We start from the raw sequence: 13737 nt of genomic DNA, 5'->3' as shown, positions 1-13737 counted from the left end.
CCCCTCATGCTGTTGTCGCCAGGCTACGGCGCCGGTGTCACGTCCGTCCCGGCACCCTTGACCGACGCCTTCGCCCGATTCTCCGCACGTACCGATCTCTTGCCCCGCACGAACCCGGTCGGGGAGATCGATACCGACAGCAGGGCGTCCTCGCCGTTGACGAACGGGTGGAACCCGACACCGGCGCCGCCGCGGCCCTTGACCGGGATATCGGCGACTTCGGTGACCTTCCAGCCCTTTTCGGAGATCGACAGCATCGCCTCGCCGTTCTGGCATGAAATCGGCAGCGCCGCAACCACTTCGTCGCCGTCACCGGCCAGCTTCACCCCGGCCACACCGTTGCCGGCCGCGCCTTGAGGGTTCACCGCGGCGGGGTCGATCCGCAGGATCTTGCCGCGGCGCGTCACCAGGGCCAGGTGGTAGCCCTCGGCGAGCACGCCGGAGCGCAGCAGCCCGGTGATGTCGGGCGCCACCGGGATATCGCGGATCTTGAACGGCAGGCCGTTGCCGGTGGTGAACTTCACCCGCCCGTCGGTCCAGACCGCCCAACCGAGACCTGAGGTGAGCAGGTCGCCGTGGCTGTCGGAGAACACCCCGCGATCGTCGAGGCGCCATGCGGCGTTGACCTTGCGCTCGCGCGGCCCGTCCTCGTCAGCAGACGAGGCCACGGGTGTGGCCTCTGAGTCCAGCACGGTGCGGCGGTCGAACTCGGGCCCTTTGAACAGTTTGGCGGTCTCCACGAGTTCCTTGTCGATCACCACCCGGCGCGCGTCGGGGTTGGACACCAGCTCGGTCAGCTCGGCGAACTCCGCGTCGAGTTTGTCCGCCTCGGCCTGCAGCTCGATCACGTCGAGCTTGGTAAGCCGGCGAAGCTGCAGTGCCAGAACGTAATTGGCCTGCTCTTCGTCGATGCTGAAGTGTTCCTGCAGACCCTGGCGGGCGTCATCGACGGTGTCGGAACCGCGAATGACCGCGACGGCGGCGTCGATGTCGAGGTGGATCTTCATCAGGCCGGCCACCAGGTGCCTGCGGGCGGTGACCTTCTCCAGCCGGTACTCGCTGCGGTGCAGCACAACAGAATCGCGCAGGTGCAGGAAGGCGCCGATCAGTTCGCGGACGTTCCACCAGCGGGGCACCCGGTCCTCGTCGAGCGCGACCAGACTGGCGGCGAATGTCGACTCGAGCGGGGTCAGGGCGAGCAGTTGCTCGCGGATCTGCTCGGCGCTGTAGCCGCGTTTGGCGGTGACCAGGATGCGCAGTCCGTTGCGGCGGTCGGTCAGGTCCGACATATCGGCCACACCCGACATCTCGCCGGATTCGACCAGGGCCCGGATCCTGTCCTGCACAGTGTTACTCGCGACGCCGGGCGGCAGCTCGGTGATGATGCAGTTCTTGCCGTCGACGGACACCGTGCCGCGTACGGTGAGCGCGCCGCGGCCGGTGGTGATGTACTCCCGCAGTCCGGCGGTGCCGACGACGGTGGCCCCGCATCCCCAGTCGGGGCCGGGGATGAGTTTCAGCAGCCTGTCGTCGGTCATGTTGGGCGTCTTCAGCAGCGCCCGGCACGCGGCCATGACCTCACGCGGATTGTGCGCGGGCACCTTGGTGGCCCAGCCCTCGGCGATGCCCATGGCGCCGTTGCACAGCAGCACCGGCCACTGCGCCGGCAGCATCGTCGGCTCGGTCCACTCGCCGTCGAACGTCTGCACCATCGGCACCGCGTGGTCGTTGAGTTCTGCGGTCAGCGCGGCTCCGGGTGCCGACAGCCGCATCTCGGTGTACCGGTCAGCCGCGGGAATGTCGCCTTGGATACGCGGGAACGCACCTTGTCCGTCAATGACTTTCACCCGCTGGAAGTCGGCGGCCATCAGGGCGGCGGCGCCGTACATCGACGCGCCACCGTGCGGGTGCAGGTTGCCGGTGACGGCCGAGCAGATCTTCGAGGACTTCTGCGGCTTGTTTCCGGGTTGCAATCCGGAGTCGTGCATCTGGTAGAGCAGACGCCGCTGACCCGGCTTGAGCCCGTCGAATGCCGAAGGGATGGCGCGGTCGCTGACGCTGTAGAGCGCGAAGGTCAGCTGGTAGTGGTTCCAGTAGTCGTCGGCGCTCTGGTCGAGGACGAGGTCGGGGTTCTGTTCGATGAGCGATGTCACGGCCGGTCTCTCCTACGTTCCCTAGCTCAAGTCCAGCGTGGAGGTGTCGACGCGGGCGGCGACATCGGCCATCCACGTACGTCGGCCCTCGGGTGGCCCGCCGAACAAGGTGTGGTGCAGTTTCTTCTCGCCATCGTCGAGATGAACCCGAATCACTGTGCGGCGCTGTGGATCCAGCACGGTGTTCCAGAAGTCGTCGGCATCCATCTCGCCGAGACCCTTGTTGCGTTGCACCTCCACCTTGCGCTTGGAGGTGGCTTTCAACTGGGCCACGGCGGTGTCGCGCTCGGACTCGTCCTGGCAGTAGATCCGCTGTGTGCCGTCCTTGACCACGAACAGCGGCGGCAGCGTCACGTAGACCATCCCGGCCTCGACGAGCGGCCGGTAGAAGTCGAGGAACATCGAGATGAGGCTGGAGTTGATGTTGCCGCCGTCGGGGTCGGCGTCGGAGGCGAACAGGACCCGGTCATACCGGCACAGTTCGGGGTCACAGCTGTCCCGGATCCCGCAGCCCAGGATGCGTTCGATCGAGTCGAACTCGTCTTTGGCCCGTGCCTTGCTCAGCGCGAAGCCATAAACGTTGGGCGGCTTGCCTTTCAGCGGGAAAGCCGCCTGAAATGTGGCGTCACGCGCCGCCTTGATGGTGCCCAGCGCCGAGTCGCCCTCACACAGGAACAGCTCGGCACCGGAACCACGACCGGTCTCCCGGCTGGGCAGCAGTTTGGGCGGCAGCGACAGATTCGTGCCCAGCCCTTTGGCTTTCGACGCGGCACGAGAACGGGCTTTGGCGCCTTCGGCGCTGCGACGGGCCCGGGCGGCTTCCAGTGCCAGCTTCGTCCACAGCGTGACGGCGTCGCTGTTTCCGGGGTTGGCCGCCCAGATGGTGACGCTGCGCGCCACGTCCGGTGCCATCGCCACGTTCAGCGATCGTGACGACACCGCGGTCTTGGCCTGGGAGTCCCATGCCACGTCGGGTGCGCGGGTGTCGACGGCCAGTGCGGTGACGGCGGCGAAATCCTGTGCCTCGGGCCCGTCCTCGCCTTTGGCCAGCCCGAGGTCGCGGATCCGGGACGCGCGGTCGGCCAGGGCTTCGGAGAACCCCTTCACCGCGGCGGTCAGGTGGGATCCGCCGTTCGGGGTGCGCACGGTGTTGCAGAACGCGGCCACCGTCGCGGGTTCGGCCGGGCCCGCGGTCAACGACCAGCGGAACGGGGTGGGGCCGCGCCCGGTGGAGTATTCACCGCGGCCCTCCACCACTGCGCGCACGCCGGGCAGGGGAGTGCCTGCGGCGGTGCACATCAGGTCGAGCAGGGTATCGGTGCCCCAGGGGCCGCTGAACGGTTCGAGCAACGCGGGCGGGACGTCTTCGCCCGGCCAGCCTTCGTCGACGACGATCAGGTTCACCCCTGGCGACATCCGCGATGCGGCGTGCGCCCGCAGCAGCACCTCCCCGACATCCAGGCTGGAGTCGGGCACCACGGCCGGGTCGAACAGGATGCGCACCGTGGTGCCGTGGGCGTCGGGCTTGCGGTTGCCGGCGCCGCGCAGTTTCTGTGTGTCGGCACGGGTGAACTCCGCGTCCGGGTCGAAGTCCTTGCCGTCGAAGACCCCGGGGTAGCCGTGGCCGAAGCTCTGCAGGTAGGTCTTTCCGGCGCGGCGCACCGTGACGTCGGTGCGGGCGGAGATGAACACCGCTGCGGCTGCCCCGATCCCGTTCAATCCGGCACCCGTGCTGGTCGCGTCGCTGTGGGCGGAGAACTTGCCGCCCGCCCGAGCGGTGCCCAGTGTTTTGACGATGCCGTTCTTCCCGGTCACCGGGTCGGAGTCGACGGGCAGGCCGCGCCCGTCGTCGGCGACGCTGACAGATCCGTCGGCGTGCAAGGTGATCGTCACGGTGGACCCGCCGTGGCTGGGATCGGCGACCTCTTCGATCGCGTTGTCCACCAACTCGCGCAACGCGGTGTTGAGCACGTCGAGGCCCAAGTTCACCGCCGGCCGCAGGCGCGTGTGCTGGACATCATCGAGCTCGGTGATGTCTGCGGCGTTGTAACTCACTGCTGGTCCTTTCCACCAGGGCCGATGTCGCAGCGATCGGGTCCCGTCGGAGTGTCACTCGCGCGCGGCGAGCTCGCTCCCGCCGTGCCAACCACCCCCGGATCCCGCGGGTGGCCTAAGCATTCTGCCTTGGTCCGCCGACGCCCCGTCTCACCGCCGCGGCTGAAACGGCACTCAACCTGGCGATGCGGGCTGAGATCCCGGCAAATGCGACGATGAGGCCATGACCGCAACGCTTGTCGCGAAGAATGTGGCAGGCGGATTCGCCCACCGCACGCTCTTCGAGGGGCTGGACCTGACCGTGGCACCCGGCGACGTCGTCGGGATCGTGGGGGTCAACGGTGCGGGCAAGAGCACACTACTGCGCATCCTGGCCGGAGATCTCAATCCGCTCGATGGTGTGGTCAATCTCGCTCCGGCCGACGGGTTCGTCGGGTGGCTGCCCCAGGAGCACGAGCGGGTGCCGGGGGAGACCGTGGCCGCCTATATCGCGCGGCGTACCGGTTGCACGGCGGCCACCCTGGCGATGGAAGCCGCGGCCGAAGCCTTGGCGGATCCGGCGGCCGATGCCGACGCCTACTCCACCGCGCTGGACCACTGGCTCGCCACCGGCGCCGCCGACCTCGACGAACGGTTGCCCGCGGTGCTGGCCGATCTGGGGTTCGATGTCGACACGGTGAGGCCGGAGTCGACCCTGATGACCGCTCTGTCGGGCGGGCAGGCGGCGCGAGTCGGACTCGCGGCGCTGATGTTGTCGCGCTTCGACATCGTCCTGCTCGATGAGCCGACCAACGATCTGGACCTCGACGGACTGGCCCGGCTGGAGAATTTCGTCCGGGAGCTCCGCGGCGGAGTGGTGCTGGTCAGTCATGACCGGGAGTTCCTGTCCCGCACCGTAACCCGCGTCCTGGAGCTGGACCTGGCGCAGAACAGAACCACCGTGTACGGCGGTGGGTACGAAAGCTATCTGGAGGAACGGGAAGTCGCCCGGCGGCACCGCCGTGAGGAATACGACGAGTTCGCGGAGAAGAAGGCCGATCTGGTGGCGCGGGCCCGGACCCAGCGGGAGTGGTCGAGCCAGGGTGTGCGCAACGCGATGCGCAAGGCGCCCGACAACGACAAGAACCGGCGCCGGGCGCAATCCGAGTCCAGTGAGAAGCAGGCGCAGAAGGTTCGGCAGATGGAGAGCCGGATAGCCCGCCTGGAGGAGGTTGAAGAGCCTCGGAAGGAATGGGAGCTGCAGTTCAGCATCGGGACCGCGCCCCGGTCGAGTTCGGTCGTGGCGACCCTCGACAATGCCGTTGTGCGGCAGGGCGATTTCGTCCTGGGGCCGGTCTCGTTACAGGTGAACGCCGGCGAGCGCATCGGGATCACCGGTCCCAACGGGGCGGGCAAGTCGACGTTGCTGCGGCTGCTCCTCGGCCGCCGGCTACCTGACGACGGACGCGCGAGCATGGGTGCGAACGTCGCCATCGGCGAAATCGACCAGGTCCGTTCTGTTTTCACCGGGCCGGATCGACTCGTCGATCGGTTCGAGCGGCACGTGCCGGATTGGCCGACGGCCGATGTCCGGACCCTGCTCGCGAAGTTCGGGCTGAAGGCCGACCACGTGGAACGTGCGGTCGACGATCTCTCGCCCGGTGAGCGCACTCGCGCGGGCCTCGCGTTGTTGCAGGCCTGCGGAACGAATGTGCTGGTGCTCGACGAGCCGACCAACCATCTCGATCTTCCCGCCATCGAGCAGCTCGAGCAGGCCCTCGAAAGTTATGACGGTGCCCTGCTTCTGGTGACGCATGACCGTCGAATGCTGCAGAACGTCCGGCTGGATCGGTCGTGGTCCGTCGTCAACGGCCGGGTGGCGGAGTCGTAACCCAGGCAGACGAGCGTTCAGCGCCTCGTTTCGTACCTGGTCAGCACCACGCCGCCGGGGAACGTCCGCGTCTCGACCATGTTCAGGTTCACCCAGCTGTCCACGGCGGTGAAGAGCGGCGTGCCGCCGCCCACCAGGACCGGGTAGGTGGCCAGCATGTACTCGTCGATCAGCCCGGCTCGCATGGCAGCCCCGGCGAGTGTTGCGCCGCCGATGCTCATCGGGCCGCCGTCTTCGGCCTTGAGCCGGGTGATCTCGGCAACCGCATCGCCGGTGACCACGCGGGTGTTCCAATCGACGGTCCCGACCGTGGAGGAGAACACCACTTTCGGGGTATCCCGCCAGTTTCGGGCGAACTCGATCTCCGCCGGGGTCGCGTCGGGCTGCTGGTCGCCGGTCGGCCAGTAGGCGCTCATCGTCTCCCAGAGCTTGCGGCCGTACAGTGCCACGCTGCTGGCGCGGTCCTGGTCCAGCCACCACTGGAACAGTTCGTCGCTCGGTGGCCCGCCCCATGCGATGTCGTCGCCGGGCGCGGCGATGTAGCCGTCCAGAGTCACGTTCATGCCGTAGCGCAGCTTGCGCATGGTGTCAGCCTCCCGGGTGTTGGTCTCAGGCGTAATGACCGGTGCCGTGCGGGAAACTCATCGATGCGCGGGGCAGGCCGTGACTAGCGTTCCACGGTGGCCAGGACGGTGTTGTCCGCATCGACGATGTTGAGCTTGCGCAGTTTTGGCATCGGGATGGATGTCGCCCCTTGCACCACCCCTTTCCCGGTCGGCATCGCCGCCCAGGTGGCGGCCGGCTGCATCTGCCCGCTGTCGTCCATCGTCCGCAGCGTGAATACCCCGTCGGTGGGCAACTGCTTCAGGTCGAGCACGATGGCGGTTCCCCACGGCTTGGGCGTCAGGGTCACCGATCCGGAGGCGCCGGCGGCCGCGACCGAATGCATCGCGAAGGTGCCCGTGCCCGGCGGGGTGGTGTCGCCGCGCGGGATGACCAACACCAGTGCGACGGCGGCGAGCACCGCGGCGCACGCCCCGAGCGCCACCCGGCGGCGAACGTGGCGCTTCGCTGCCGTCCGTCGGGCGGCGAGCATGTCACGCAGAATCAGTTCCGACTCGCCACCGTCGGTGGATCCGGTGTCCAGGTCAGCCGGGTCGACCTTGCTCAGGAGCGCCGGCAGCGGCGCGAAATCGGCGACTTGGGCGCGGCATTGTGCACAGTCTTTGAGGTGCGCCTCGAAGCGTCCGCGTTCCTCGGCGTCGAGGCCGCCGAGGATGTAGGCGCCCAGAAGAACATGAGGTTCGTCGATCACAGCAGCCCCATCTCGTCGAACACCGCCCGCAGTGCGCGCACTGCGTAGTAACTGCGTGACTTCACGGTACCCACAGCAACATTGAGCCTATCGGCCGCTTCGGCGAGGGTGAGGTCATCGAAGTACAGCGCCTTGACCACCTCGCGATGTTCGGGGGACAACCGTTGCAGGGATTCACCGATGACGATCCGCTCCAGGGACTTGTTGACGGCATCGGCACCGGGCAGAGCGACATCGGTGTCGACAAGCACCTCGCCCCGCCGTGACCTCCGCCGCCATTGATCGACGATGACGTTGCGGGCAACCGTGAACAGGAACGATCTGGGATTGCCTTCGGCCGCGTCGATCTGGTCGATGTTCTTCCACGCCCGCGCGAACGTCTCCTGCACGACGTCCTCACGGTGCTGCACATCGACGACGTGGCCGGCGACGAATCGCCGGACCGCATCGCCGTGAACGGTGTACAGCGTGGTCAGCAGCCGATCGTCGGCCGCACGACCAAGCTGTGCGGCCGACGATCGGCGACGTCGTGGACGGTTCGGCACGGTCAGTACCGCGGGAGCCCGTCGGATTGCATGACGCCCCACTTGGAGTTGCTCAACTGCTTACCCACGCCGTTGTGCTGCCCGGCCGCCTTGTCCTGGACGAACGTGTAGAGCGGGTGCGAATTCAGGGTCAACTGGCGGGTGCCATCCGGACGTAGGTACACACCCAATACTCCCTCGACGCCCGGCACCTGTGCCGGCAGCGGGTCGGGGGCGAGCACGGCGGGCCACTTCTGCAGGCAATCCTCGCCGCATCCACTGCTCGCGGGAGTATCGCCCTGGAGCGCGTACACCGTCATTCCCTCGGCGTCGACGACGATCTCGCCCAGGTCCGACGCCTGTTTTGCGAGGACCGATCTGACCGGCTCGTCGGCGTTCGCATAGCCCGGCGCGGCGAGTCCGCCCACGATGCCGGCGGAAAACAGCGCCGCACCAACAGTTCTTCTCATCCGATTGATATCCACGGCCTTACGTACGCCGGCGGAGTTCGAGAGGTTCATCGTTCCCGAAACTCATTCGGCGCAGCATGCCATCGCGCAATGTCAGGGTGTGCAGGAGCACCGCTGACACGTGTGCGGCGATCATCACGACCAGGGCATAGGCCACAACCGAGTGGCCGTTGCGAAGCAGGCCGTACAGCTCGGCGTCCACCGTCGCGATCGGTGGCAGTCGAAGCGCGCCGCCCAACCCGACCGGAACCCCGCTGGCCGACACCATCGCCCACCCCAGCAACGGCTGCGCCAACAGCAGTACGTACATGGCGAGTTCGGAGCCGATCACCGCGATGCGCTCGAACCGGCCGACCGTGGCAGGCAGGGCGGGCCCGCGATCGGTGAGTCTGTTGACGACGCGGATCACGAACACCACGAACACCAGTGCGCCCAGAACTTTGTGCACGCGCAGGAGCACGGCGTAGTGCGCGAGCGAGTTGGCGAGGAAGAACCCGACGAGCAGCGTGCTGAACACGAGCGCTGCGGCCGACCAGTGCAGAACGCGGGTGCCGAGGGCATAGCGGGAGCCGGAGCGGGTGACCGACGCGATCATCGCGCGACCTCCCCCGTCTCGACCTGCGGGGCGGCTCCGGCAACGCCGGCCCGTCGGCGAAACGATGCCGCGTACACCGCCGAGCGGGCGGGCAGCAGCGGGTCCTCCGAGGGCTCGATCCCGTCCGGCAGCACCATGGGATCGAAATTGACGTCGCGGGCGTTCCCGGCCGACTCCGTCGCGATGGAGTCGAGCACCACGGTCCCGGTGTCGATCGTGCGCCGATCGGCCGGCCACGCGATGGTCGCGTCACGCACATCGTCCTCCGGTTCGCCCATCGTCACGAGCAGGCGCCAGCGCAACGGGCCCGACCGGATATCGCGAACGACGTTGTCGAACAGCCAGTTCGGGCCGGCGGGCGATGTGGGTGGCGGCTGTACCTCCCGCACCGGGCTCAGTGACCATCGCACCGGTGTACGGTCGCCGGCCGTGTTGACGAAGTAGAAGGCGTTGAGCCCCCGAAAGGTGCTGTCGGCGAAACCGGACGTGGGCGGTTGCTGCTTGATCGTCGACATGGCGACAGCGGTTTCTGGATGGGCGGCCAGAAAACGTGCCATGGCCGTGGGATCGGGCTTGCCGGTGCCGGGCACCGGTTTGGATGCCAGCAACCGGTCGTAGAAACCCTGCACCGAATTGTCCTGGAATACGGGCAGGTTCAGCATCGCGGTGCGCCATTGCCCGGTATCGGGATATCCGATCGCCAGGCCCAGCCCGCGCGGGGCGGCAGTGGTGTCTGAAACGGTGGGATCACCCCCGGGCAGCGAGAACCGGCCGATAAGGGGGGAGCGGCCGGCGCGGAAGGCCGCGGCCTTGGTCACTTCGGCGCCCGCACCGTTGCTGTCGAAGTAGCCGCTGACCGCAACCCCCTTGGCATGGTTGAGGCGATATCCGGGATGGATCCCGGCAACCGCGTGAAAGGCGTCGACGAATGCCTGTGGGGTCAACCGTCGTTGCGATCCGAGCGGACCACGTCCGTACAGCACTGCGCCGACGTCGGCGGCCAGGAAGGCGCCGACGGCCGCGATGCCGATGACGACGCTGCGCCGGTTGGCCGAAGCGCTGCGCCACGATGCGGGAACGATTGATCTGCGGTCCATGAGCGACCTTCCAAACGTGTGTCGGGATGGGGTTCCCCGGGGCATACGCCTGTGGAGGAGAAAAAGTTCACCGCGGCCGAGGGCCGGTCAGCCCACCGGACTGCGCCGGGCCCTGATCCAGACGGCCAACCCGGCTGCCGACAACGCCAGGGCGATGGCGGTCAGGATCGCGTCGATGCCCGCGCCGGTCCCCATCCCGCTGAGTTGGAGCACCTCCAGGACGGTGCCTGACACGGCGACGCCGACGCCGGCCAGCGTCACCAGCGCGGTCAGGGTGACCCCCGCCGCCTCGCCGGCCCGCGCCGGCGGGACCACCGCTTGCGTGGCGACCGTGGTGAACGCGTAGACGAATCCCATGGTGAAGCCGCACGCCGTGAGCGCGATCGCATACCCCACCCACCCGCCGGAAACAGTCAGTGCGGCAAGGGAAATCGCGGCCGCGATACATCCTGCGGCCATCACGCGGACCGGCGAGGACGCTGAGGGCAGCCGGCCGGAGAGCGTGCCTCCCAGCGCGGCGCCGGCCGACGGCCCCAGGAACACCACGCCCGCCATCAGTGGATCGAGACCGCGGACCTGTTGCAGATTCAGCGTGGTCAGGAAGACCGTGACCACGTACGCGATGTTGGCGACGGTGCCGGCAACGACGAGCACCGCGAAGCCCGGGTTGCCGAACAACCCGAGATCGACCAGCGGGTGGCGTGTTCGTCGTTCGACTGCCACGAAAGCCGTGAGCAGGACAACCGCGGCGATTCCGGCGCCGATGGTCGCCGGCGACAGCCAACCCCAGGTGGGCGCACGATCGAAGGCCAGGGTGAACAGGCCGATGCCCACCGTGATCAGTGCCAGCCCGCTCACATCGATTCGGCGCGGGGCGGTTTCGTCGAAACTCTCGGGGATCACGCGGGCACCGATGACCAGCGAGATGAGGGTGAAGGGCACCAGCAGCCAGAACACCGCGCGCCAGGCGACCGTTTCGGTCAGCACGCCGCCCACCAACGGACCGGCGGCGTTCCCCAGCCCGGCGATGCCGTAGGCCGTGCCGATGGCCCTGCTCGCACTGACCGCGGGGTAGGCATTGGTCAGGACGCTCACCGAGACCGGAAAGATCATCGCCGCGCCGATACCCTGCAGCGCGCGGAACCCGACTATCGCGGCCGGCGTCGGAGCCACGGCGCACAGCACCGACGCCACCGCGAACAGCGCGATACCGGACAGCAGCACACGTCGTCGGCCGAATATGTCTGCTATGCGACCCGCGGGCACCATGAAGGCGCCCAGCGTCAGCATGTAGATGCTCACCACCCACTGCATGTCGGTGGTGCTGCTGTGCAGTTCGGACGCCATCCGGGGCAGTGCCAGGTTCACCGCGAAGTAGTCGATCTGCACGCAGAACAGCGCGATGGCGATCGCCGCGAGTATCCAGCGAGTCAGCCCGGCCATCCCATCTCCAGGGGAAACTGGCCCTCGATCAAGTGACGTTTCAGGACCTTCCCCGTGGCGGTGCGTGGCAGCTGGTCGACGAAGGTGACATCGCGCGGAATCGAGAAGCGGCTCAGGCGGTTCCGGACATAGTTCTTGACGGTGTCCGCGTCGAGTGACGCCCCCTCGGTGCGGACCACGAACGCCGCGAGGCGTTGGCCGAACTCCGGGTCCGGAACACCGACCACCGCCACATCGGCGACCTGTGGCAGCACGGCTATGGCCTCTTCGACGGGCCGCGGAAAAACGTTCTCGCCGCCGGAGATGATCATGTCGTCGTCGCGCCCGGCGACGAACAGACGTCCGCTGCCGTCGAGGTATCCGAGATCACCGGTGTCCATCAGCCTGTCCTCGACGGCAGGCGATGCGGCATTCGTGTAACCGTCGAACAGCATGTCGTTGCCGACGAAGATGCGACCGACGGCGCCTGCCGGCGCGATGGCGCCCGCGTCGTCGAGGATGGCGACGCGGGTGCCCAGGGGTGGCCGGCCCGCCGTGGTCGGGGCGACGCGCAGGTCGGCGGGATCGGCGATCGTCGCCCAGGACACCTCGGTGGATCCGTAGAAGTTGTAGAGAACGTCGCCGAAGATCTCCATGAACTTGGTGACGGCCGCGCCGGGAATCGGCGACCCGCTGCTGGCGACCACCTTCAGCGACGACGTGTCGTAACGGTTGACCACGGCGGCGGGCAATTCCAGAATGCGCTGCAGCATCACCGGAACCAGGATCACCACGGTGCAGCGGTGGCGTTCAATGGCTTTGAGGCATTCTTCGGCGTCGAACCGGTCCATCAACACCACCGTTGCCAGTAGCGGCGTGCTCACTTGCAGTGCGGCCAGACCCCAGGTGTGGAACATCGGTGCGCACATCAGCATCACCTCGCCGTGACGCAGCGGCATGCGCGACAACATCGCGGCGATGGCGCCGAAGCCGGGTGGTGTGGGCCGTCGGGCACCCTTGGGCGTGCCGGTGGTGCCCGAGGTGAGCGCGACGAGTTTGCCGGGTTGCTTCGGGGGTGCCACCGGTGCGGCGCCGGTGCCGGTGGCAATGAGATCGTCGATCGAACGCCGGTGCCGGGTAGCCGAATTGGCGTGGATCGAGATTCGCGGGATGTCCGCGGAGACGTACCGCACCTCCGGTTCGAAGTCACCGTCGAGGAATATGGCGTCGACGTCGTGGCGTTTGACGATCTCTTCGATCGCGCGGGCGGCGAGGCCCGTGTTGAGCAACACCAGGTCCGCACCCAACTTGCTCGCCGCCACCATGCACTCGACCATCGCCGAATGGTTGCGGGCGAGAACCGCGAATGTGCTGTCGCTGCTGAAACCGATCACCGCAAGGCCCGAGGCCAAGCGGTTGGTGCGCTCGGCCACGTCCCCGTAGGTCGAGGTCCCGTACCGGTCGATCGACGCGATGGTGCGCGGTGAGCGCGCGGCGGCTGCGGTGAGCCCGCCCGCGAGCGTGAATCCCCATTTGGCGAGCGAATTGAGCTGGCGAAGACCGCGATCGGGTCGGGACGCGCGCACCACACCGCTGGTGATCATGGTCTTCAACACGTTGAGTTGCAGGGAGCGCCCGTCGCCCATGTTGACCAGCTGTGAGGACGGCTTACCCGCAAGGGAGTCCGAGATTCGCTGGAGGCCTTCGCGGATCCAGCTCTCGATGGCGCTGTCGCTGGCTTTCGCGATGTCGGGATGCAGGGTGCCGACCGCGAAGATCCGCAATGCGATCCGAGCGCCGGTCCCTTCGGGAGTCAGGCGAATCGAGGCGAAACAGCGACCCGTCTGCGTCGCGTCGAGGCGCAGCTCCATGCCCGACAGGCGGATTGTCCGGCGCATCTCCTGCACGACGACGGCACCGCGGGAGGTGGACAGACGGACCTCGAAGAGATGCGGGTCGCCGGCGATGTGTTCGCACGAACCGAGGCCACGAAAGAACCGTGGGTACAGCTCCGGCGCCTCCAGGATGGACCAGATGTCCGGACATGGGTGATCGAGCGTCGTGTCGACGGCGATCACGTCTCGTGCCACTGTGGTTTCTGCCAGGGGTGTCGGTAGTTAGCTGCGACTAGCCATTGTGGTTCATCTGTCCCTGGCACGGGCCTGTTTCGCCGACGAACGCAGATGTAACCGTTTCCCTGGGCAAAGTTCGGTGCCCGGCGGATCCGGCGGATTCC

11 protein-coding genes are annotated in these 13737 nt (G+C 67.6%); 1 reads left to right on the top strand and 10 read right to left on the bottom strand.

Annotation, left to right across the window (positions count from 1 at the left end; genetic code table 11):
* Positions 1-23: 23 nt before the first annotated feature.
* Together TX88_RS01885 and TX88_RS01880 are read right to left on the bottom strand one after the other, a co-directional pair.
* Positions 24-2153, bottom strand: coding sequence for a DNA gyrase subunit A (locus tag TX88_RS01885; protein ID WP_044514236.1), 2130 nt, complete (start codon positions 2151-2153; stop codon positions 24-26).
* A gap of 21 nt (positions 2154-2174) precedes the next feature.
* Complete coding sequence (locus TX88_RS01880) at positions 2175-4208, bottom strand: toprim domain-containing protein (protein ID WP_044514234.1); 2034 nt, start codon at positions 4206-4208, stop codon at positions 2175-2177.
* A 223-nt stretch (positions 4209-4431) separates the two neighbouring features.
* Between TX88_RS01880 and abc-f the strand changes: the two genes are divergently transcribed.
* Positions 4432-6078, top strand: a complete 1647-nt coding sequence (gene abc-f, locus TX88_RS01875) for a ribosomal protection-like ABC-F family protein (protein WP_044514233.1) — start codon at positions 4432-4434, stop codon at positions 6076-6078.
* Positions 6079-6095: 17 nt separating this feature from the next.
* Here abc-f and TX88_RS01870 read toward each other — a convergent pair whose 3' ends face one another.
* From TX88_RS01870 to TX88_RS01835, 8 genes are all read right to left on the bottom strand, one after another.
* Entirely contained in the window at positions 6096-6662 is a 567-nt protein-coding gene (locus TX88_RS01870; RefSeq protein ID WP_044514231.1) for a dihydrofolate reductase family protein, read from the bottom strand.
* Between the two features lie 83 nt (positions 6663-6745).
* Positions 6746-7393 carry a zf-HC2 domain-containing protein gene (locus TX88_RS01865; RefSeq protein WP_044514229.1) on the bottom strand — a complete coding sequence of 216 codons (648 nt, stop codon included), beginning with the start codon at positions 7391-7393 and terminating at the stop codon, positions 6746-6748.
* Positions 7390-7938 (bottom strand): sigma-70 family RNA polymerase sigma factor, encoded by a 549-nt coding sequence (locus TX88_RS01860; RefSeq protein WP_044514228.1) that lies wholly within the window; start codon positions 7936-7938, stop codon positions 7390-7392. Before TX88_RS01860 ends, TX88_RS01865 begins: the two co-directional genes overlap by 4 nt.
* Positions 7939-7940: 2 nt before the next feature.
* Positions 7941-8387: a COG4315 family predicted lipoprotein gene (locus TX88_RS01855; RefSeq protein WP_049924814.1), complete on the bottom strand. Its 447-nt coding sequence runs from the start codon at positions 8385-8387 to the stop codon at positions 7941-7943.
* A 19-nt stretch (positions 8388-8406) separates the two neighbouring features.
* Entirely contained in the window at positions 8407-8982 is a 576-nt protein-coding gene (locus tag TX88_RS01850) for a cytochrome b (RefSeq protein ID WP_044514226.1), read from the bottom strand.
* A complete protein-coding gene (locus tag TX88_RS01845; protein ID WP_044514224.1) occupies positions 8979-10079 on the bottom strand; it encodes a catalase family peroxidase in 1101 nt (366 codons plus the stop codon). The genes TX88_RS01850 and TX88_RS01845 overlap by 4 nt, the downstream gene beginning before the upstream one ends.
* Positions 10080-10166: 87 nt before the next feature.
* Positions 10167-11522: an MFS transporter gene (locus TX88_RS01840; protein WP_044514223.1), complete on the bottom strand. Its 1356-nt coding sequence runs from the start codon at positions 11520-11522 to the stop codon at positions 10167-10169.
* Positions 11510-13591, bottom strand: coding sequence for an AMP-binding protein (locus TX88_RS01835; protein WP_044514221.1), 2082 nt, complete (start codon positions 13589-13591; stop codon positions 11510-11512). The genes TX88_RS01840 and TX88_RS01835 overlap by 13 nt, the downstream gene beginning before the upstream one ends.
* Between the last annotated feature and the right edge of the window lie 146 nt (positions 13592-13737).

Source organism: Mycolicibacterium septicum DSM 44393 (assembly GCF_000455325.1).
GTDB classification, from domain to species: Bacteria; Actinomycetota; Actinomycetes; order Mycobacteriales; family Mycobacteriaceae; genus Mycobacterium; species Mycobacterium septicum.
This window is presented reverse-complemented; position numbering and strand designations above follow the sequence as displayed.